Annotated in this window: 16 protein-coding genes and 1 pseudogene; 11 read left to right on the top strand and 6 right to left on the bottom strand. The window is 67.5% G+C overall.

Annotated features, from left to right (window positions below; genetic code table 11):
- Positions 1–167 precede the first annotated feature (167 nt).
- From ACR9Y6_RS14705 to lanKC, 6 genes and pseudogenes are all read left to right on the top strand, one after another.
- Positions 168–935: pseudogene (locus ACR9Y6_RS14705) on the top strand (ABC transporter ATP-binding protein).
- Positions 932–3,289: an ABC transporter permease gene (locus ACR9Y6_RS14700; protein WP_481281950.1), complete on the top strand. Its 2,358-nt coding sequence runs from the start codon at positions 932–934 to the stop codon at positions 3,287–3,289. The pseudogene ACR9Y6_RS14705 and the gene ACR9Y6_RS14700 overlap by 4 nt, the downstream one beginning before the upstream one ends.
- Before the next feature lie 12 nt (positions 3,290–3,301).
- Positions 3,302–4,675 (top strand): sigma-54-dependent transcriptional regulator, encoded by a 1,374-nt coding sequence (locus tag ACR9Y6_RS14695; RefSeq protein ID WP_481281949.1) that lies wholly within the window; start codon positions 3,302–3,304, stop codon positions 4,673–4,675.
- 37 nt (positions 4,676–4,712) lie between these two features.
- Positions 4,713–6,041 (top strand): sensor histidine kinase, encoded by a 1,329-nt coding sequence (locus tag ACR9Y6_RS14690; protein WP_481281948.1) that lies wholly within the window; start codon positions 4,713–4,715, stop codon positions 6,039–6,041.
- Positions 6,042–6,252: 211 nt separating this feature from the next.
- Positions 6,253–6,381, top strand: coding sequence for a hypothetical protein (locus ACR9Y6_RS14685; protein WP_481281947.1), 129 nt, complete (start codon positions 6,253–6,255; stop codon positions 6,379–6,381).
- A gap of 40 nt (positions 6,382–6,421) precedes the next feature.
- Positions 6,422–9,106, top strand: coding sequence for a class III lanthionine synthetase LanKC (gene lanKC, locus ACR9Y6_RS14680; RefSeq protein ID WP_481281946.1), 2,685 nt, complete (start codon positions 6,422–6,424; stop codon positions 9,104–9,106).
- A 38-nt stretch (positions 9,107–9,144) separates the two neighbouring features.
- Here lanKC and ACR9Y6_RS14675 read toward each other — a convergent pair whose 3' ends face one another.
- From ACR9Y6_RS14675 to ACR9Y6_RS14655, 5 genes are all read right to left on the bottom strand, one after another.
- A complete protein-coding gene (locus ACR9Y6_RS14675) occupies positions 9,145–11,439 on the bottom strand; it encodes a TonB-dependent receptor (protein ID WP_481281945.1) in 2,295 nt (764 codons plus the stop codon).
- Positions 11,440–11,485: 46 nt separating this feature from the next.
- Entirely contained in the window at positions 11,486–11,815 is a 330-nt protein-coding gene (locus tag ACR9Y6_RS14670; RefSeq protein WP_481281944.1) for a DUF2946 family protein, read from the bottom strand.
- Between the two features lie 140 nt (positions 11,816–11,955).
- Entirely contained in the window at positions 11,956–13,554 is a 1,599-nt protein-coding gene (locus ACR9Y6_RS14665) for an MFS transporter (RefSeq protein WP_481281943.1), read from the bottom strand.
- Positions 13,551–14,987, bottom strand: a complete 1,437-nt coding sequence (locus ACR9Y6_RS14660; RefSeq protein WP_481281942.1) for an efflux transporter outer membrane subunit — start codon at positions 14,985–14,987, stop codon at positions 13,551–13,553. The genes ACR9Y6_RS14665 and ACR9Y6_RS14660 overlap by 4 nt, the downstream gene beginning before the upstream one ends.
- The gene (locus ACR9Y6_RS14655) at positions 14,984–15,976 is read right to left on the bottom strand and encodes an HlyD family secretion protein (protein ID WP_481281941.1); all 993 of its coding nucleotides are present in this window, start codon (positions 15,974–15,976) and stop codon (positions 14,984–14,986) included. Before ACR9Y6_RS14655 ends, ACR9Y6_RS14660 begins: the two co-directional genes overlap by 4 nt.
- Before the next feature lie 153 nt (positions 15,977–16,129).
- Here ACR9Y6_RS14655 and modA point away from each other — a divergent pair, with 153 nt between their 5' ends.
- The 3 genes from modA to ACR9Y6_RS14640 are packed head-to-tail and all read left to right on the top strand — an operon-like array spanning position 16,130 to position 18,219.
- The gene (gene modA / locus ACR9Y6_RS14650; protein ID WP_481281940.1) at positions 16,130–16,879 is read left to right on the top strand and encodes a molybdate ABC transporter substrate-binding protein; all 750 of its coding nucleotides are present in this window, start codon (positions 16,130–16,132) and stop codon (positions 16,877–16,879) included.
- Positions 16,880–16,885: 6 nt separating this feature from the next.
- Positions 16,886–17,560 carry a molybdate ABC transporter permease subunit gene (gene modB, locus ACR9Y6_RS14645; RefSeq protein ID WP_481281939.1) on the top strand — a complete coding sequence of 225 codons (675 nt, stop codon included), beginning with the start codon at positions 16,886–16,888 and terminating at the stop codon, positions 17,558–17,560.
- Positions 17,557–18,219: an ATP-binding cassette domain-containing protein gene (locus ACR9Y6_RS14640; RefSeq protein WP_481281938.1), complete on the top strand. Its 663-nt coding sequence runs from the start codon at positions 17,557–17,559 to the stop codon at positions 18,217–18,219. Before modB ends, ACR9Y6_RS14640 begins: the two co-directional genes overlap by 4 nt.
- A gap of 8 nt (positions 18,220–18,227) precedes the next feature.
- On the opposite strand, the gene ACR9Y6_RS14635 is transcribed toward ACR9Y6_RS14640, so the two are convergent.
- Entirely contained in the window at positions 18,228–19,022 is a 795-nt protein-coding gene (locus tag ACR9Y6_RS14635) for a TOBE domain-containing protein (RefSeq protein ID WP_481281937.1), read from the bottom strand.
- 108 nt (positions 19,023–19,130) lie between these two features.
- Between ACR9Y6_RS14635 and ACR9Y6_RS14630 the strand changes: the two genes are divergently transcribed.
- The gene (locus tag ACR9Y6_RS14630) at positions 19,131–20,075 is read left to right on the top strand and encodes a lysylphosphatidylglycerol synthase transmembrane domain-containing protein (RefSeq protein ID WP_481281936.1); all 945 of its coding nucleotides are present in this window, start codon (positions 19,131–19,133) and stop codon (positions 20,073–20,075) included.
- A gap of 125 nt (positions 20,076–20,200) precedes the next feature.
- Entirely contained in the window at positions 20,201–21,334 is a 1,134-nt protein-coding gene (locus ACR9Y6_RS14625) for a serine hydrolase domain-containing protein (RefSeq protein WP_481281935.1), read from the top strand.
- Positions 21,335–21,344 lie beyond the last annotated feature (10 nt).

Raw genomic sequence — 21,344 nt, 5'->3', positions numbered from 1 at the left:
GGCCGATCGTGGAGGCAACGTGCCCGCTCCGTCCATGACGTGGGCGAGCGTTATCGCTACGTCTTTCCGGCAGCGTTGGCGTTCTCTTGACACAGGAAGGTCTAGCGCCCGGGACAACGCCATGGAGTGCAGTTAGGCTGGGTGAACCGCCGCACCGGAGTTCCGCGATGCAAGCGCCCAAGCGGCCAGCGATCATCGAGATGCATGGCATCGGCAAGGTATTCCAGGCTGGATCGGTGGAATGCCAGGTGCTGACCGACATCCACCTGACGGTACGACAGGGGGAATTCGTCTCGATCGCCGGGCCGTCGGGATGTGGAAAGACAACCCTGCTGTCGCTGATGGGCCTCCTTGACGTACCCAGTCATGGCGAGCTGCGTTTCCGCGGTGAATCGGTCCACGCCATGGGGCGTGCAGAGAGGGCACGCCTGCGCAACCTGCATATCGGTTTCGTCTTCCAGGCGTTCAACCTGATCGACGACCTGAACGTGGCGGACAACGTCGCGCTGCCCCTGAGCTTCCGGAAGGACATGCTGGCACGCGATCGTGCGCGGCGGGTCGTCGACGCATTGGGCAGCGTAGGCATGGCGCATCGCATGCGTCACTAACCGGCCCAGCTATCGGGAGGTCAGCAGCAACGGGTGGCGGTGGCACGGGCGTTGGCGGGCGACCCTTCGATCCTGCTCGCGGACGAACCGACCGGCAACCTCGACCTGCACAACGGCGAAATCGTGATGGGCTTGTTGAACAGCCTGCATATGGACGGCCGGACCATATGCATGGTCACGCATGACGACCGTTTCAACGCGATGGCCGATCGCACCGTTCGCCTCCTCGATGGCAGGGTCGTCGACGAGAGCACGTTCCGGCAGTTGCAGAGCGAGGCGGATTCGGGTCTCGGGGAACGACGGCAGCACAGTGCATCGTTCCCATGAACCGGATCGCGGACATCGTGCGTTTCTGGCGGGCGTCGCCGCGCCAGCCGGGTTCCCTTTTGCTGGCGTCGATGACGCTCGCCATCGGGGCGGCCGCCCTGGCTGGCGCGTTTACGTTGATGGAAGCCGTATTGCTCCGTCCGCCACCCTGGCCCAATCATGCCCGTGTCGCCGTCTACGGCGGACGGACGGCCGACGATCCCATGCGCGCGGCCTCACCGAGTCTCTACGGCATGGTGGGAAGCCCGGCGCCCGTGCTTTCACGGGGCGCCGCCCGCATGCCCGAGGCGATGAACGTCGTTTATGGACGTCATCGAGGCCTGCTTCGGACGCAACGCGTCGATGCGGGGTTCCTGCCGACGCTCGGTGTCGTCCCCGCATTCGGCGAACGCGTGCCGTCCCGCTCGGGAGGCGCGGAGGTGATGGTGTCGAATTCCCTGTGGCGCCGTTGGTTCGGGGCCGACCCGGCGGCGGTCGGGCGGGTACTGCTGGTCGATGGCCAACCGATGCGCATAAGCGGTGTCCTGCCGGCGGACTATCGGTTCTTCACCGACGTCGACCTGATCCTGCCCCTGGTCATGCCCGTGGACGCCGATCGCACGGAGAACATGACGGCGGTGGCCCTCCTCGCGCCTGGAAGCATCGCGGCGTTTTCCGACAGCGTCACGGACACGGTCGGACGTAACGCCGCCAGGTTGCACCTGGAGCCGGCGGACAGCCAATGGTATGGCGCGACATCCCTGGATGCACTGACGGCTCCGGGAGCCAGGACGACCGTCTGGCTATGCGTGGGAAGCGCACTGCTCGTGCTCATCGTGGCCGCCATGAATGTTTCCAACCTCATGCTGTCCCGCGCACTGGACCGCAGGCAGGAAACCTCCTTGCTGTTCGCACTGGGAGCCACGGGATGGCGCCCCTGGATTCCGGCACTGTCGGCGGCGGTGATCACCGCCTTGCTCGCGGTGGCGATAGGCATGCCTGTGGGGGCACTCCTGGTGATGTCGGTGCGTCCTCTCGTGCCGGATAGCTGGCTGGCCTCGGCCGGACCGTTGACACCCGGAAGCGACGTGCTGGTGGCGGTACTTGTCAGCGTCCTGCTCGCCGCCCTGTTGGCTACATGCGGTGCGGTGGCCCACCAGCATCTTGCCGCGCCCGGTTATCCGGCGCCTGCTTTCGCGCCGCGCCGGCTGTATTCGGCGATGGCCCTGGCGCAGACCGCGCTGGCGACCGTGCTGCTGTGCGCCTCGACCGCGGCGGCATTGCGCTGGTGGCGCCTCGACCAGCTTCCACTGGGTTTCGACCACGCAAACGCCCTGGTGATGGAAGTCCGCGTGCCGCCGGCATGGTATCCGGGGCGGGACGCCACCGAACGGCTCGCCGAAGGCTTGCGTACCAGGGCCTTGCGATTGCCTGGCGTCGAAACCATGGGATGGTCCACCCAGCTTCCCGTCGGCGACGGCTTCGTGATGCCCTTCCTTCGTCCTGGAGGGGCCGTGGTGCGGCTGCAGTACGTGGTGGTGACACCGGGTGCGCTTGAGGCGCTCGGCCTGGAAAAGACCCGTGGACGATGGCTGGAGGACGGCGACCGGGACGATTCGGAGCGCGTCGTGGTGGTGAACCAGGCCTACCTCGAGCAGGTCGATGGAAGGGGCGTGGACGGGACGGTTCGCCCGGCGTTTGGTCGGCCTGCCGCGCGTATCGTCGGCGTCGTCGCCGATACGCCACTCGCGGGCGTTTCGGCATTGGTCGAACCGGCCGTATTCGTTCCGCTCGCGCAAATCGATGCCGTGTCGTTCGCCATCGTTCGCCAGTGGACATCGATGCATGCCGTGCTGCGAGGCCCTGGCGTGGGCCCCGCGACCGCGGAAGCCTTCGCACGCATCGTCGAGGACATGGCGCCGTCCCTCGCACCCGACAATGCGCGAGCGCTCGACCAGGTGGCGCAGGCGGCATACGCGGAACCGCGCCGCGATGCCGTGCTTCTCTCCAGCTTCGCCGGGTTCGCCCTGGCGCTCGCCTGCATAGGCCACTACTCGGTGCAGGCTGTCGAGGTGATATCGCGCCGCCGCATGTTCGCCTTGCGCGGCGCCTTGGGTGCCACACCCGCGAAGCTCATGGCGCACGTGTTGCGGCGGGCCTTGGCATGGGCGCTACCCGGCATCGCCGCGGGATTGCTCGCCGCGCTCGCCGCCTATCGATGGTTGTTCACGACCGACTCCGCCCTGCGCATGAGCGACCCATGGGTATTCGCCACCGTGGTGCCAATGATGACCATGGCCACGATCTTCGCCGTGCTGTTGCCCGCATGGCGGGCGGCCGCGGTGGAACCCTGGCGTGTCCTGCGCAGCGACTGAAAGGGACAAATAATGTACCTAGATCAAACAGTCCAGGTGCCGGTGCTCGTCGTCGACGACCATCCAGACATTCGCCTGGCGATACGTGTGCTCCTGCGTTCCGAGGGCATTCCGTCCGTAGAGGTCGATTCCCCGGCCGCGGCGCTGGATGCCGTGTCGCGACGCGAATTCGCTTGTGCGATCGTCGACCTCAACTATTCGGCCGATACCACGTCCGGACGCGAGGGCATCGAACTCGTGGTGCGTATCCGGGAGGAAGTACCGGAACTGCCGTTGGTGGTCATGACGGCCTGGGGAAGCATCGACGTGGCGGTACAGGCCATGCGCCTAGGTGCCGCGGACTTCATCGAAAAACCATGGAACAACGCGAGGTTGATCCACGCCTTGCGCGGCCAGATCGCCTTGCGCGAGATCCGCGAAGAGAACCGGCGGCTGCGCACGGAAACCGCCCTCGCCCGCCAATCCCGGGACATGCTGCGTGTCTGTGAATCGTCCGCCATGCGGCGCGTGGTCGACCTGATCGAGCGGATCGCCGTCGGCGACGCCAACGTGCTCATCCTGGGGGAAAACGGCACGGGGAAATCGTTGTTTGCCCGGGAAATCCATGCGCTGTCGAAGCGAGCGGAACAACCGGCGATCCGCGTCGACATGGGCAGCCTTCCCGATGCGCGCTTCGCCGACGAGATGTTCGGCGAGGACAAGCCGGTGCCACGGTCCGGCCGCTTCGAGCTGGCCCACGGCGGAAGCCTGATCATGGAGGAAATCACCAACATCCATCCCCTGCAACAGGCGAAGCTGCTGCGCGTGCTCGAGGAGGGCGAACTGGAGCGCGGCGGTACCATGCGTACGCGGCGCGTCGATGTGCGCATCATATCCACGACCAACGCCGATCTCGAAGCCGCCATCCGCAACGATCGCTTCCGCCGGGACCTGCTCTATCGGCTCAACGCCATGCAGGTGCGTCTGCCCGCCTTGCGCGAACGCCATGAAGATATCGTGCCGCTCGCGCGTCACTTCATGTTGCGCGACTGCCAGCGCCGCGGGCGCGGCGCCATGACATTTTCACCTTCCGCCGAACGCGTATTGCGGAGCTACGACTGGCCAGGCAACGTGCGTGAACTCGAGCACGCGGTCGAGCGCGCCGCCCTTCTCGCCAATCACGACACCATCGATGCGGAAGGGCTCGCGCTCCGCCGTCCGAGCGACACGCCGCTGGCGCTCGACGGCCTCACCTTGCCCGAGGCCGAGGAGCTCATGGTCCGCAACGCGCTCGAGCGCAACGAGCATAACCTGCAACGCGCGGCCGACGCGCTTGGCATCTCGCGTCAGGCACTCTATCGCCGACTCGGCAAGCAGCGGACGAAAGGTGCGGAGTTGGCCGGATGAACCGCACCCACCGTCGTGTCCTCCGGTACTAGCGAGGATGGCCTACACCCGGCATCCCGACAAGATGCGTCTCGGGGTCATGACGTGGGCGTGCGTCGTACTTCTGCCGGTGGCGGCGTCGGGTGGCGTCCTTGCGGTTTGCGATGGGTGGCCGCTGGCCGCCCGCGTGTGTACGTTCTTCGCCGGACTGGCGACCACGCTCGTCCTGGGCTGGCTTGCCGGGCATCGTGCGTTGGGGACGTTGGCTGCGATATCCGATCTCCTCGGCGCGCTGCGCGAGGGCGATTTCGGCATGCGTGGACGGATACGTCCAGGATACGATCCCCTGCAAGACCTGGTCGCCGATGTGAACCTCCTCTCCGACGAGCTACGCGAAGGCCGGCGGAAACGAACCGAGACCTCGCGCTTCCTCGGCAAGACGCTCGTCGCATTGGGAGACCCGGTCTTCGTCGTCGACGACGAAGACACTTTGCGGCTCATCAATCCTTCCGGCCGCAAGCTGATCGGCGCCGAGAGAAGTGCGGTCATAGGCCAGGACCTGAAGTCGCTCGGGCTCGCCGAAGCCCTGGCCGCGCCCGACAACGCCGTTTTCAACTGGCACTTTCCCGGAGGGCGTGGCCGTTGGTCGATACGACGCGCCGCGTGGCACAGCGACGGACGGGAGCACAGGCTGTTCATGCTGCGCGATCTCAGTGTCGCACTGGGAGAAGAGGAAAGGCGGGCGTGGCAGCGCCTGATCCGTGTGCTGAGCCACGAGTTGAACAACTCGCTCACGCCGATCGGTTCGCTCGCGGGCAGTCTCTCGACCCTGCTCGCGGCACGCGGTGTCGACGAGACGCGCGAGGAGTTGCAAATCGGGCTGGAAGTCATCGAACGGCGTGCCGTCTCGCTGGCACGGTTCCTTTCCGGATACGGCAAGCTGGCGCGACTGCCACCGCTGCAACTCCGCGCGTTCCGTCTCGACCGTGTGCTTGCCAGGCTGGCCATGCTCGATCGGCGCTTGCCCGTCGCCATCGATGGCACGGAGGCATTGAACCTGTACGGGGACGAAGACCAGTTGACGCAGGCGTTCATCAACCTGCTGCGCAATGCCGTCGAGGCGGCACTTCCCGTGTCCGGCGCCGTACGGGTGGACTGGCGCGTGGAGGGCCGGTACGTCCGGGTCGTCGTAGAGGACGGAGGTATCGGGCTACCTTCCAGCGACGCGCTGTTCGTCCCCTACTTCACCACCAAGCCCGAGGGATCCGGCATCGGGCTCAGCCTCACCCGGATGATCGTCGAAGCGCATGGCGGCACGGTGGAACTTTCACCCAGGGTCGATGCACCGGGGGCCGTCGCCACGGTTCGCCTTCCCCTTGGGGGCTGAGGATCGCCATGTCCGTAAACGGACAGCGTCGTCCATTTCCGGACATGGTGGCGCCCGCTTTCGATAGGCGGCCCGAGAAACATGCGCCGCACGGATCGAAACCACCGCGCGAAGGTGTTTCCACTGTTGCCAGGCCTTGGCTGCGATATCTAGATTCGCCCTGCCTCCGCGCATCGCGGGAGGCGAACGGATCATCCACGGGAGGGAAGGCATGGATCGGATACTGGATCTTCAGCGATTGATGGTGGAGACGGACTCGGCGGACGTGACGAATACCAACTACAGCAGTTGCAGTCATCGGGCCTGCTTGATCGCCAATTCGGACGGATTCGAGGACTGACCGGTCCACGACGGCAACCCTTCACAGGAAGCACCGAGGCATGGAGCGACGGACGGAACTGCTGCACTACACGGCGATCGACCGTGAGTTCTTCGAGCCCTATGGACGGCATATCATCGATCCGGCCGACTTCGTCGAGCCGGTTCGCAAGGTCGTTCCCGAACAATGGCGGATGTCGCGCGCCGGCATCTGGATGCATTGCGCACCGCCGGGTCTCGTGTTGCCGGCACAAGGCTGGAAGATCCACGTCTCGTCCGTTGCCTCGACGGCTCGCATCGTCCTTTCGATCGCGGCGGCGATGCTGGCCGCCGCCGGTATCGCGTTCAAGTTCGCCGCCGATGCCCGGATACTATCCGCGGTGAACGGGAAACGCTGGCCGCGCGGTGGATCGGGCAAGTTCATCACCGTCTATCCGCGTGATGTCGCCGACTTTCGCGGCATCATCGACGATCTCCATGCCGCGCTTTCGGGATACGCCGGGCCCTATGTCCTGAGTGACCGGCGGTATCGCGATTCGCGTGTCCTTTACTACCGCTTTGGCGGAATCGCCGGCGAGCATCGCCTCGCGGCGGACAGCCGCCCTGAGTGGTTGCTGCGCCGGCCGGACGGCCGGATGGAACCGGATGAGCGCAAGCCGCACTTCCACCTTCCGGACTGGTTGCGCGATCCGTTCCCGCGCGAGGAGGCGGGCGGGTCGACGGGCGCGCCGCTCCTGGGTGCAGGCCGTTACCGTATCAAGCGCTCGTTGTCGTTCTCCGCCGCCGGTGGCATCTACCTGGCCGACGACCTCGACGAAGGCCGTGCCGTGATCGTGAAGGAAGCGCGTCCCTTCATCGGGGGTGGCGATGCCGCGACGTCGATGTTGCGGAAGGAGTACCGGCTGTTGCGTCGGCTCGCATCCCTGCGCATCGCACCGGCACCCGTCGCCTACTTCCAGGATTGGGAGCACAGCTACCTGGTCGAAGAATACGTCGAGGGCGACACGTTGCGCAGCTGGCTGGCGCGCCGGTATCCCTGGCTGAAGACGCGAGCGACCCGCGCCGACGTCGCCGGATTTCTCGACGAGGTGGTGGAGGTATTCACCAGCATCGCCCGCAACCTCGAACGCCTGCACGCGGCTGGCATTTCGATGGGCGACCTGTCGTTCCACAACTGCATCGTCACCGCCGATGGAGGCACCCGCCTGATCGACCTGGAATCGGCGGTCGAGGAAGGCCTCGATCATCCGGTGGACGTACGTACGCCAGGATTCGCGTCGCCGCTGTCCCGGCGCGAGGCGCCCGTCGACGCCCGCGCGGAGGATGTCTATGCCTTCGGTGCGAACCTCGCCGCGGCGATCATGCCCATGAATGCCATGCTGCCGCTCGACCGGGGCGCCGCGCTACGCTTCGCGCGGCTCATGTCGACGGACATGGGTTATCCGGAGGCTTTCGTCCAGATTCTGGAGCGGTTGCTTGCCGCCGACACCAGCCGGAGGCCTCCACCGGTCGCGGCCATGGCATCCCTGCGCGCATCGCTCGCCGACCTGCCGCGGGACACCGCGCCCGTGCCGTACCTCGCAGCCCCCACGGAAGCGGTCACGGATTCCGCCGATGCGCTGTTCGACTATGTCGATGAGCGAGCTCGTGGCGCGCGCGCCGATCGCTACGTGCCCGCCGGCCCCGAGGTATTCGAGACGCATCCCTGGGGCGTGGCCCATGGCGCCGCGGGCGTGCTTCACGCCTATCTGCGCGGCGGCAGGACGCCACCTCCGGGACTTCTCGCCTATGTGCTGGAGGGCTGCCAACGACCGGATCACCGGGGTGACAGCCTCATGTACGGTGATGCCGGCATCGCCTGGGTATTGTTCGATGCGGGTGCGAATGCGGCGGCGGCGTCGTTGCTGCGAGGGCGGCCGGCGGGCGAAGGCATCCGCGAGCGCCACGGCCTGTACGATGGAATGGCGGGATGGGGCCTTGCACGTATCAAGGCATGGCACGAGACGGCCGAGGCCGGCTTTCTCGCCGATGCGTGTGTCGCTGGCGACATGCTCTTGCGCGACTCGCGCATCGACAATGGCATGCTGCACTGGCCACGCGGGGCCGTACAACCCGTGGGCCTTGCGCATGGTGCCTCCGGCATCGCGCTGTTCCTGCTCCACCTGCACGTGGCCACCGGTGACGAACGCTTTCTTCGCGGTGCGCGCGACGGACTCGCCTTCGACCTCGCCCAACGTGGCATCAATCCCGATGGTGCCGCGAGCTGGCCGAAGGACGTGGGCGGGGCGACACTGTTTCCCTATCTGCGTAACGGCACGGCCGGCATTCTCGCCGTCGTCGCACGCTTTTTCGCGTATACGGGCGACATCCGCTACCGGGATATCGTGCTCGATGCGGAAGGCGACCTGTTGCGCAGGTACGCCGTATCGCCGGGTGCCTATGACGGCCTGGCCGGCATAGGCGAAACGCTGCTGGACCTCGCGGTCCTGCTACCCGAGCGCGCGTCGATCTACAAGGAGGCGGCGCATGGCGTCGCGCGAGGCATCGAGCCGTTCCTGGTGCGCCGTCCCTGTGGCCTCGCCGTACCCGGCGTGGAACTGCTACGCCTCAGTTGCGACCTGGCGACGGGGAACGCCGGCGTGGGAGCGTTCTTCGACCGTCTCTGGCGTGGCGGCCCAGCGTCCTTCATGCTCGACGAGCACATGCCTGCGGCCGCGTGGGAGCGCGCTGTGCAGGTGGCGGCCTGACCGATGCGCGGCGGCGCCCTAACGCCGCCGCGCATCGGTCAGAGGTGGAAGGTCGCTTCCATCAGCCAGGTTCGTGACGGGTAGGGGTAGTACACGTAGTAACGCCGATCGGCGAGATTGTCGACACCGATGCCGAGCGAGACATGGGAGCTTACCTTCCAGTCCACCTTCGCATCGAAGACGAGGAAGTCGCTGGCCCCGCCGAACGTGTCCGGGTTCACGTCGCTATGGTCGAGCGTGTTGTACTGGCGTCCCGAATAACGCCCGGCCAGGACCAGCGATAGCCGCTCCGTGGCGCGCCACGTGGCGACCACGTTCGCCCGCCAGCGCGGTATGCGGTAGAACTGCTTTCCTTCCGAGGCGGGATTGCGCGTGTTCCGCACGGTGGTCGCCTGCGTATACGCCGCATTGGCGAGCAGGTCGAATCCCTGCCAGAAGACATCGCGGCCGTCGTAGCTGACTTCGGCACCGCGCGTGCGCACCCGATCCACGTTCTGCACGCTGGTGACGTTGGGAAACACGGTGGTATCGGTCTGGCTGAACAGGGTGTCCCGGGTGTCGCTGCGGTAGAGGGTGAAACGGGTGAGGCTGTTCGCCCGGTACCATTCGACCGACAGCTCGCGCGAGAAGTCGTTTTCAGGCTTCAGGTTCGGATCGTTGTTGACCAGCGAAATGCCGTTGAAGCTGCCCTGGAACAATTCGTTGACCGTGGGAAAGCGGTAGGCGCGTGCGCCGGAGAGCCGCACCACCATCGAGTCGGTCGCGCTCCAGGCCAGCGATGCCTTCGGTGAGGTATGCGATTCATCGCGCGCCGGATAGCCGATCGATGCGGTGCCTGTCGCGCGTGAACCGCCGAAGGCCCGCCATTGCTCGTATCGTGCGCCGACCGTCAGGCGCCAGCGCTCATCGAGCTGCCATGCATCCTGCAGGTATACCGCCTGTGTCTGCGTGCTGCCGCCGTTGGCGGCGGTAAGCGCGCCCGCGCCACCCGTGCGCCATCGGGCGAGCGCGTAGCTGGCGTTGTCGAGCCGGTAGCCGTCGAAGTGGTAGCCGAAGCTCACGGTATGCGTGTTCGGCGAAAGGGCATCGGGCGTATGGCTTGCACGCAGGTCGAACGTGCGCCAGCGGCTGCCGTCACCCGCGGTCAGCAGGCCCGCGCCATCGTCGGTCACGCCGGAAGCCACGCGGTCGCGGTTGCGGCCCATGTCGAACAGCGAGGCATCGGCCTCGATGTTCCATCCGCTTCTCCGGTGGGTTCCCAGCGAAATGCCGTAGAGCGTGTTTCGGCTTTGCCGCGTGCTGGGCGCGAAGAAATTTCCGGGGAGCGTGTATTGGCGGCCGTCGATCGTGACCGGGCCCGACCAGAGGGGACGGCCGTTGCCGTCGCGCAGGAACGTTTCCGTGCGATGTGACAGGTCCTGCTTCCAGTAGCCGGCGGTGAACGCGCCGGTAAGCTCGGGCGTGAAATCGTAGGTCAGGCGGATGTGCGCTTCGTCCTGGCGGGTGGCTTCCTGTCCTTCGCTGTTGATGCCCAGCACTTCGCGCGGCAAGCCATTGGCGCCGGTGTCGGCGACGGCACCCGTGACGGGGTTCGCCGTGCCACGCCGGGTGGATCGATTCTGCGTCGCATAGACCAGTGGCTGTCCATTCGATTGCAGGTGCGCCACGCCGATCAGGAAGGCGAAGCGTCCGGAGCGGTCGCCGATCGTGGCGCTCTGCCGGCTGCCGCCGTAATCGCGGTCCACGCCATAGCTGTCGACATGCTGGGTGAACGCCTGCACATGGCCGGTGACCTCCAGTTTTTCGGGCATGCGCGTGGTCATGAGCACGGTCGCGCCGATGGCGTTCCCCGGATACAACGCCGAATACGCGCCGTAGATCACCTCGACGCGCGCGAGGTTTTCCGGGAACGCCATGGACCAGCGGGGTGGGTTCGCCCAGTTGTTGCCCAGCAGGTTGGAAAGCAGCAGGCCGTCCAGGTAGACCAGGCCGCGCGCGCTCTGCTGGTTGCTGGTGCCGCGTACCGAAAAGGTGGCGTTCTCGTCGCCGATGAAACGTTTGCGGATGCCGAAGGAAGGCAGGTACTTCAAGGCGTCTTCGGTATTGACGATGTTGAGCCGGTCGAGCTGCGCGGCGCTGACGGTCTCCACGGCCGAGGGCATGTCGGGATCGATGGCGCTGGCATGGCTCGCGGCGGAGACACGTACTTCGCGTAGCGTCGTGGCGCGTTGCGGATCGTCGTCGCCGGTGGCGTGGGCGGCAAGGGAGGAAGCGCCAATGGCGCAGGCGATGGCACGCGCGAGCGCGCGTCCATGGTTGTGGGGCAGGGGCATGGGAGCAGGGTCCGTGGTCGTTGGCGTACGTCGGGATCGGGAGCGATCAGGCGTGCGCGGCGGACGGCGGACCTCGAGGTGACGCATGGATGGTGAGCGGTGCCGGACCGTGGCGAACCGCCGGTGGCATGGCCTGGGCGGGAGCGGACGATGCGTGCACATGGCCGATGAAGAACGATCCGGCGAGCGCGGGTTGCTGGGCGAACAGGGTGCAGTAGCCGCAAGCCGCGCCGGCATCGCGTGTTTCGTGCCCGTTGCCGTGGTGCTCGCCGGGGGCGCTTTCGCACCACGCGCCCAGGTCGGGAAAGACGAAGACTTCCGCCGTCCGCGATGCCGTCGGCGCAAGCACGGTGAGCCAGACGGCGACGAGCGCCATCCATGCCAACCAACCGCTTCTTGTCCGAGCTCGACGCACCGGAGCGCCCCTGTATTGCAACCCTGGACATGGGTCCAGGGATCTTCTCACGAGATCGCGTGAAGGCGATGCGACACGGTGTCGCTGGCCCTCGTGTCGGCTCAGGGCGGCGGCAGGGGCGGTACCGCGGCTGGCGTGGCGAGTACCGGCGGTTCGCGCAGGAGCAATACCAGCGCCACCCCGAGCACGCCCACGCAGGAGGCGAGGAGGAAGCCGTCGAGGATGGATAGCGTATAGGCCTGGGCACGCACCGCGGTGGCGAGCAGGCCGGCGCCCCGCGCCTCCGCCTCGCCCGCGCCCTGGCTCGCCGCGCCCACCACGCGCGCGTACGCCGCGATGCGCTCGGTGGTGACCGGGTCGCCGGCGATGACGTGCTGGCCGATGAGGTTCGAGTGCCATTGTTCGGCCTTGCGGGTGAACATGATCAGCACGGAGGTGCCGAGTTCGCCGCCGAACAACCGGGCCGTCTGGATGATCGCGCCGAAGGTGATGCCATCGGCCGGCCCGACATGGTGGCCGAAGAAATAGATCACCGCGGTGAGTTCCAGTGTTTCGCCCACCGCCTGCAAGAGCAACGCCACGCTGAAGTTTCCCTCCGCCCATTGCGACGTGATGCCGGTGGCGAGCAGGAATCCGGCGGTGGCGATGGCGAAGCCGGTGCCGATGGCGAAGCGTGCATCGATGCGATTGAGCAGCCAGGCCACCGTGGGCGCGATGATCAGCTGCGGCAAGGCGACCCAGAGCAGCGCGTTGCCCACCTCCAGGGGGCGCAGGCCACGTACCTGGATAAGATAGTTGGCTACCAGCGTGTTGCTCGAGGTCACCAGGAAACGGGTGGCGAGTACCAGCACGATAAGGATGAACACGTTGCGGCGGACCAGGAGGCCGAAGTCCACGCTCGGCGTGTCCAGCGTCGATTCGTGGAGCAGGAACAAGCCCAGCATGACGACGCCGAGGGCGAGCAGCGTGACCACCAGCGGAGACGAGAACCAGTCCAGGCGGTCGCCCTGGTCGAGTCCGATGAAGATGAGGGTAAAGCCGGAAGCGCCGATGAGCATGCCGCGGAAATCACCGCCGCGCAGGTACTCGCGATCGATCGGAAGGCGGCGCAGGCCGAACCAGTACAGCACGAACAAGGGAAAGGCCACCACGGTGTTCTGCCAGAAGATCCAGTCCCAGGTCACGTGCTCGACGTACCAGCCTTCCAGCGACGAGGCGACGTTGAGGCCCAGGATGATGTTCATCGCATAGGCAGCCAGGCCCCAGGGCCAGAGGTTGCGTGGCAGGCTGAGCAGGATGAACGACGCCGTCAGCGGGATGAAGGTGCCCGAGCCGAGGCCGGCGAAGATCTGCAGCACGATGAGGGTACGCAGGTCGGGCGAATACGGAATCAGGAATTCGGCCACGCCATAGACGACGCAACCCGCCAGCAGCACGCGCCGCGGCGTGAACGCGCGGCCGAGGAAGATCGCCAGCGGACCGATCATCATCTGCGACGCCGAGAACGCCGTGGGAATCCAGGCGCCCTCGTCGAATCCCGCACCGATCGCACCGCGAAGATCGGCCAGGCCGATGGACGTGAGGCGCGAGGTGAGCGTCGTCGCCACCGCGCCGACGAGCACGGCCACGATACCCAGCCAGGGCAGGTTCGCGGGAGGTGCGGGAGCCGCGGTCGCGGTGGTACCGGCGACCGTGTTCACGGCGAGCCCGCCGCGCTCGCCACGGGCTGCCTCGGCACGCCGTCGCCTTCCTGCCAGCCACCGCCCAATGCCTTGATAAGCGATACGGCGGCGAGCAGGCGCTGCTGGTCGTTCTGGATAGCGGCGCGCTGGCTGGCCAGCGCCTGGCGCTCGGAATCCACCACCTCGAAGTAGCCGGCAAGGCCGCGGTCGTAGCGGGAACGGGACACCTTCGCCGTGGCGGTGGCGGCCTCCACCGTGGCATCGAGCGCGGCGCCGCGTTCGCGCAACCAACGCGTATCGCCGAGCGCATCCTGCACTTCCCGGAAGGCCACGATGCCGCTTTGCCGCCAGTTCGCGAGCGCGCCGCGATAGGCCGCTTCCGCGGCTTGCAGGCGAGAACGGTTGCGGCCACCTTCGAAGATCGGCAGGTGCACGGATGGGCCGATGGACCATGCGCGGCTGTCGGCGGCGGTGAGGTCGCCCAGGCCATTGCTGGCGACGCCGCCCGAGGCGGTGAGTTTCACCTGCGGGAAAAAGGCGGCTCGCGCCACGCCGATCCGCGCGCTCGCGGCCGCCAGAGATCGTTCGTTGCCGGCAACGTCAGGCCGCCGTTCGAGCAACGAGGAAGGCAAGCCGGAGGGCACCTCGGGAACGTTCGGCGTCCACGACCGATGGTCGACCGAGAAGTCCGGTGCGTTGCGTGCTTCGAGCACCGCCAGCGCGTGTTCCAGGTTGTCCCGCCTGCGGTGCGCATCGGCGAGATCCGCGCGGGTCTGGGTCAGGTCGGCGCGCGCGCGGAGCACGTCGAGGTCGCCGACGACACCGGCGTGCGCACGGCGTTCCGCCAGACGCAGGGCGTCTTCGCGCAGGCTCACGGTGCGCGCGAGCACGTCGGTATCGCGATCGGTGCTGCGCAGGGACAGGTAGGTCGACGCCGTGGTGGCCGCGAGGCTCAGGCGCAGCGCCGCCACCGCATCGGCATTGCTTTCCACGTCCGCGCCGGCGGCCTCCACGCTGCGCCGCACGCGGCCCCAGAGGTCCACTTCATAGGCGACGTCGACCGGCACGCGCCAGAGCGTGGTTTCCAGTTCGGGCAACCGGTTGGACACATTCGCCGAGGTGCGCCCGCGTGCGAAGGCGGGATCGAGGGCGACATCGGGAAATTCGTCGGCGCGCGCGACGCCGAGCAGGGCGCGGCTCTGGTCGTAGCGGGCCAGGGCCACGGCCAGGTCCTGGTTCGCGGCGAGGGCCGCTTCGACATGTCGGCCGAGTTCCTCGTCACCGAAGAGGTTCCACCACGCGTCCGGCAATACGGCGACTTGCGCGGAGGGCGCGGGCGCATCGCGCCAGCCCGCGGGTGTGGAGACGTCCGGGCGCCGGTAGTCAGGGCCGACCACGCAGCCGGCCAGGCCGAGGGCGAGGACGGCCAGCACGAGCGGCCGCGCCGTCATGGCGCCTTTTCTCCTTCGGCGCGGATCTTCACGATGGTCGACAGTCCGGGTGCCAGCCGCTCGCGGTAGCGGCCGAGGTCTTCGGCGGAGAAGAGGATCTTCACCGGCACGCGCTGGACCACCTTGGTGAAGTTGCCGGTGGCGTTGTCGGGTGGGAGCAGGGCGAACTGCGATCCGGAGGCCGGCGAGAGGCTGTCCAGGTGGCCGACGAAGGTCACGCCGGGAATCGCGTCGACCGTCATGCGCGCCTCGGTACCGCGGCGCATCCCGTGCAGCTGGGTCTCCTTGTAGTTGGCAACGACCCACACCTCGTCGGAGACGATGGAAAGCAGGGTCTGTCCCGCGTTGACCCGGGCACCGACCTCGACGGTGCGGCGTCCCACGTAGCCACTCACCGGGGCGATCACCCGGGTGTAGCCGTAGGCCAGCAAGGCGTCGTGCAGCGAGGCTTCACCGGTGGCGACCTGCGCCCTGGCCGATTCCCGGGCGGCGAGCGCGGCCACCTTGCGCGCGCCGGCGCTGGCACGGTTGGCCACGGCCGAGTCGGCGGCGGCCTTCGCCGCGTCGTATTCCTGTTGCGACACGCCACGCGGCGTCTCGTTCACCAGCTCGCCCGTGCGCCGGAGATCCAGGGCGGTCTTCCGTGCGCTCGCCTCGGCGGCGACGATGGCCGCGTCGGCCTCGGCGATCTGCGCCTCCGCGCTGGCCAGCTGGCCCTTCGCCCGGTCGATCTCCGCCCGCGCCTGTTCCACGCGCACGTCGAAATCGCGCGTGTCCAGCTCCAGCAATACGTCCCCGGCCTTCACGTGCTGGTTGTCGTTCACCCGCAGCACCTGCACGGTGCCGGTGACGCGCGGCGCCACGGGATGGATACGTCCCGTCACGTAGGCGTCCGTGGTCGTTTCAGTGCGGTCCAGCCAGAAGAACAGGAGCACAGCCAGCGTGCCGAGCACCAGCAGTCCCCCGATGATGCGCAGCGCGTGTTTCATGCGGCCCCTTCCACCCTCGATACGGCGCCCAAGCTGCCATCGATCGCCACCGGTTTGCTTGGCGATTCCTGCGCGGGCGCGGCGCGTGGAATGTCATTGACCAACCGCTATGTAGGTTTCTATATTGCGGTGATCCACCCCCCGGAATCCGCCATGCGCCTTCGGCCGTTCGTCGCCGCGCTGTTCTTCCTTGCCGGTCCGGCCGGAGCGGCCGCGGCCGATCTCGTGGTTTCGGCGGCTTCCAGCCTGACCGATGCTTTCCAGGCGGTCGGCAAGGCCTATGAGGCGGCGCATCCGGAAACCCACGTGGTCCTCAATTTCGCCGCGTCGGATGTGCTGTTGCGCCAGATTTCCAGCGGCGCCCCGGCCGACGTGTTCGCCTCGGCCGACCAGGCCGCCATGGACAAGGCCGTGGCGGCGGGCGCCATCGAGTCCGCCACGCGGCGGGACTTCGCCAGCAACCGGCTCGTCCTGGTCGTGCCGAAGGATGGCCGCGTCCGCGTGACGCGGACGGTCGACCTCAAGGACCCGAAGGTGACGCGCGTCGCCTTCGGCGATCCGGCGTCCGTGCCCGTGGGCCGGTATACGAAGGCGGCGTTGGAGCGGCAGGGGCTCTGGGACGTGGTATCGGCGAAAGGCGTGCTGGCGCAGAACGTGCGGCAAGGCCTGGACTACGTCGCTCGCGGGGAGGTGGACGCCGGCTTCGTGTTCGCCACCGACGCAGCGCTCGTGAGGGATAAGGTGGCGGTGGCCGCCGTCGTGCCCACGCCCCTGCCGATCACCTATCCGATCGCCGTCGTCGCCGGTTCGAAGCAGGCTCGTGAGGCGGGCCGGTTCGAGGCCTTCGTACAGTCGGCCGACGGACGGGCGATCCTCGCCCGTTTCGGTTTCCTGGCGCCCTGAGTTCCCGTGGGCGCTATCTGGATTCCGCTCGCGCTCTCGCTCAAGGTCGCGCTGTGGGCGACGGCGATCAACCTCGTGCTGGGCGTGGCCGTCGCCTTCGGCCTGTCGCGCTGGCGCTCGCATGCGCGCGAACTGGTCGATTCGATCCTGACCTTGCCATTGGTGCTGCCTCCGACGGTGTTGGGCTACTACCTTCTCGTGCTGCTGGGCCGCCGCGGCGTGTTCGGCGAGTGGCTCGATCGCCTGGGTATCCAACTGGTCTTCACCTGGCAGGGCGCGGTGATCGCCTCGACCCTGGTCGCCTTTCCGCTCGTGCAGAAAGCGGCCCGCGCCGCTTTCGAGGCAGTCGATCCGCAGCTCGAGGACGCGGCGCGGGTGCTGGGGCTGCGCGAGGCCGCCGTGTTCTTTCGCGTCTCGCTGCCGCTCGCCGCGCGCGGCATCATCGCGGGCGCCTTGCTCGCCTTCGCCCGGGCGCTGGGCGAGTTCGGCGCGACGCTGATGATCGCGGGCAACCTTCCCGGCCGGACACAGACCTTGTCGGTGGCGATCTACGCCGCCGTGCAGGCAGGCGACGATCGTTCCGCGGGGATCATGGTGGCGGTCACTTCGGTGACCTGTGTCGTCGCCTTGTTGCTGGCGGGTTGGCTGGCGCCCCCCCATCTGCGGCGGATGCGTCCATGACGGTCGACATCGCCATCCGCAAGACGCTGCGTGCCGACGACCGGCGCTTCGAGCTGGACGTGGCCTTCACATCGGCGCATCGGCGCATCGTCATCTTCGGTCCCTCGGGTGCGGGCAAGAGCCTGACGCTGCGCGCGATGGCCGGCTTGCTCACGCCGGACGCGGGACACGTCCGCGTCGACGGCCGCACGCTGCTGGATACCGCGGCCGGCGTGGACCTGCCGCCGCGCGATCGCGGGGTGGCGTATGTGTTCCAGGACTACGCGCTGTTTCCCCACCTCACGGTGGCGCAGAACATCGGCTTCGGGCTCGCGCGTCGCTGGCTCAATCCCCGCCGCCGCGTGCATGACGACCGTGTACGCCACTGGCTCGACATCTTCGAACTGGCCGCCGTCGCCGACAGCTACCCGGTGCGGATCTCCGGCGGCCAGCGCCAGCGGGTGGCGTTGGCGCGTGCGCTGGCGGTGGAGCCGCGCCTCGTCTTGCTCGACGAGCCTTTCGCCGCGCTCGACCCCGCCCTGCGCGGACGCATGCGTGGTGAACTGATGGCATTGCAGGCGCGCCTCGACCTGCCGTTGCTGGTGATCACCCATGACCCGGCGGATGTCGAGGCGCTGGACGGGCATACGATCGAGGTACGCGACGGCCGGATCGTGTAGCCGTTCCTTCAGTCGGTCACGCCGACGATCACCGATGAGGCATCGAAGATGGCGAGGACGGCCGAGCCCTCGGCCAGCCCCAGCGCGTTCGCGCTTTCCATGGTGACGATGGCCGTGACGGTGCCCCCACCATCGAGTTCGAGGGATACCTCGGCGTTCACCGCGCCCGGCGTCGTCCGCAGCACCGTGCCCGGCAACTGGTTCGACGCCGATAGGCGCAGGCGTTCGTCCGGCAAGCCGAGCATGACCCAACTGGCCTTGACCAAGGCGATCACCGCGCGCCCTGGCGCCAGCGCCAGGGTGGCCGTGCTCTCCTTCGTCACCGTGGCCGCGAGCGGCGTGCCACCCGGCAAGGCGATATGCACCGTGTCGTTGACCGCGCCCGCGGTGATGGCGCGAACGACGCCGGCCAGTTGGTTGCGCGCGCTGGTCCGCATGGTGAATCGCCTCAGCAGGTGGATGTCGTCGATGGCTTCGTCGCCGAGCGCCGCGAGACGCTCAACGAAACGCCGGTGCTCCGCATCGATGCCGCGGAACGCGGCGATCAGGCGTTCGGCGCGCGGCGTGAGGCGGGCGCCACCACCGCCACGGCCTCCGGTGGCGCGCAGGACAAGGGTTTCGCCAGCCAGGTTGTTCATGGCTTCCACGGCATCCCATGCGCCCTTGTAGCTCATCCCCACCGCCTTGGCGGCGGCGGTGATGGAACCGGTGGCGCCGATCTGCGCGAGCAGTTCGACACGATCGGCGCCGCCCCAGCGGCGGGCACCGTCGGACAGCCAGAGCGAACCTTCGTAGCGAAGCATGATGTCTCCGGAAAAACCGCTGGGCGCAAGTCTAGCCCCGCCGGAGCCTCGTCGTGGGATGATGCCCGCCGTTCGTGGGCGAACGCCCGATGGGATAAGAGTGGAGCGGTGGCGCATAACGACAAGAAATGGTCCCTGAGGACGATCGCCATATGGCTGGCGAAGCACGTGCTGATGGTGGCGATCCTCGGTGTCGCCGCTTTCCTGCTGCATCGGTATATCGCGCGCATGGCCTGGCACGACGTACGCGATGCCGTCGACCGGATTCCCCGCTGGCATGTCGCCGGCTCCATCGCCGCGGCCCTGCTCAGCTGGGCCTGCCTCACCGCCTACGACGTCTTCGCCGTGGAAACCGTGGTGCCGGGCAAGGTGTCGATGCGCATGAAGATCTTCGCCGGCGCCACCACGCATGCGATCTGCAACGCGCTCGGTTTCCACGCCATCACCGGTACCGCGCTGCGCTATCGCATCCTGTCGACACGCGGAGTGAGTGCGGCCGACGTGGCACGGGTGGTCGGCCTGGTCGGTTTCGCCGTGGCCATGGGCTTCGCCGCCGTGACGGCCATCGCCCTGATGCTGGAACCGTCGATAGCGCACGGCTGGGGCCGGTGGCTGGGCGCGGCGCTCGTGAGCCTCTTCGTCCTGTTGCTACGCTGGCTGGCGGGCAAGCACGACGAACTGCGGGTCTGGAAATTCAGCACGCCCGTGCCGTCGGCCCGGTCGGCCGGGGCGCAGATCGTCATCGGCGTGCTCGAGATGATCGGCGCCATCGCCGCCATGTACTTGCTGCTTCCCGCCGAGATCGCGGGCAGCTTCCTCGATTTCGCACCGATCTATGTCGGCGCGATCATCGCCGGCATCATCAGCAATACGCCGGGTGGGATCGGGGCATTCGAAGCGTTGACGCTGGCGGCCTTTCCACAGGAACAGCGTGCCCAGGTCCTGGCGGCCTTGCTTGCCTATCGCGTGATCTACGGGCTGGGGCCACTGGCGATCGCGTCGCTCGCGCTAGGAGCCTTCGAATTCCACAACCGCACGAGGAAAGCCTCGTGAGCCACCGTTCCCGCAACCGGTGGGAGCCGACCTTGTCGGCGATGGGACTTGCCGTAACCCCCAATCGCCGACAAGGTCGGCTCCCACCAGGCCTTGGGTTTCGGCTCCCACCGGGCCTGGGGTTGTTGCTTGCGCTGTTGTTCCTCGCGGGATGCGCGGCGCCACATGCGCGCCGTACCGACGTGCTGTTCTGGGACCAGCCGCAGCGCGAAGCGGCGTTCCGTGCCATGGAAACGCACTACGCGAACAACGTGGTGCGGCACGGCAAGGCGCATCCGTTACCCGCGGGCGCGCCGCTGTCGCCGCGCTTCGAAGATGGTTCGACACTCGAAAGTTACATGGCCGCCCACCATCTGGCGGGTGTCATGGTCGTCGAGGATGGACGGGTACGCCTTGAACGCTACGGCCTCGGCGCCGGTCCCGCCACTCGCTGGACATCGTTCTCCGTGGCCAAGTCGTTCACCTCCACCCTGGTTGGCGCCGCCTTGCGCGACGGTGCGATACACAGCCTCGACGACAAGGTGACACGGTACATCCCCGAACTGGCCACGGGCGCGTATCGCGACGTGACGATCCGGCAGCTGCTTTCCATGACCTCGGGCGTGCGCTGGAACGAGGATTACAGCGATCCGCATTCGGATGTGGCGATGATGTACGAAGGCGCTCGCCAGTCGGGTGTCCCCTTGCTGGTCTCGTACATGTCACGGTTGCCGAGGGAGTTCGCGCCCGGCGAACGCTGGGCTTACAAGACAGGGGAGACCGATCTGATCGGCATCCTCGTCACACGGGCGACCGGCAAGACGTTGGCGGCGTACCTCTCCGAGAAAATCTGGAAGCCCTATGGCATGGCCGCCGATGCGCTCTGGCTGAAGGACGATGTGGACGGTACGGAGGCCGGCGGTTCCGGTGTGTCCGCCACCCTGGGCGATTACGCCCGGCTGGGCCAATTCCTGCTCGACGGAGGCATGGCCGACGGCAGGGCGGTGCTCGCGGATGGCTGGCTCGACGACGCGACACGCTCGCACGCCGACATCGGCGTGAAGGGTCGTGGCTACGGCTATCAGTGGTGGACGTACGACGACGGCACCTTCGAAGGCATCGGTATCTTCGGCCAGTTGCTGCACGTGGACCCGAAGCGGCACCTCGTCATCGTGCAGTTGGCCGCGTGGCCCGTGGCGACGGACGAGGCACAGGCCAAGGCGCGAGCCGCCTTCGTGCGCGCGGTGAACCGGGCCGTGGACGACGCGCCGGACGCGTAGCGCTATCGGC

The sequence above is a fragment of the Luteibacter sp. TLI7-4A genome, from assembly GCF_056754745.1.
The sequence above is the reverse complement of the archived record's forward strand: the minus strand, read 5'-3'. Positions and strand labels throughout refer to the sequence as shown.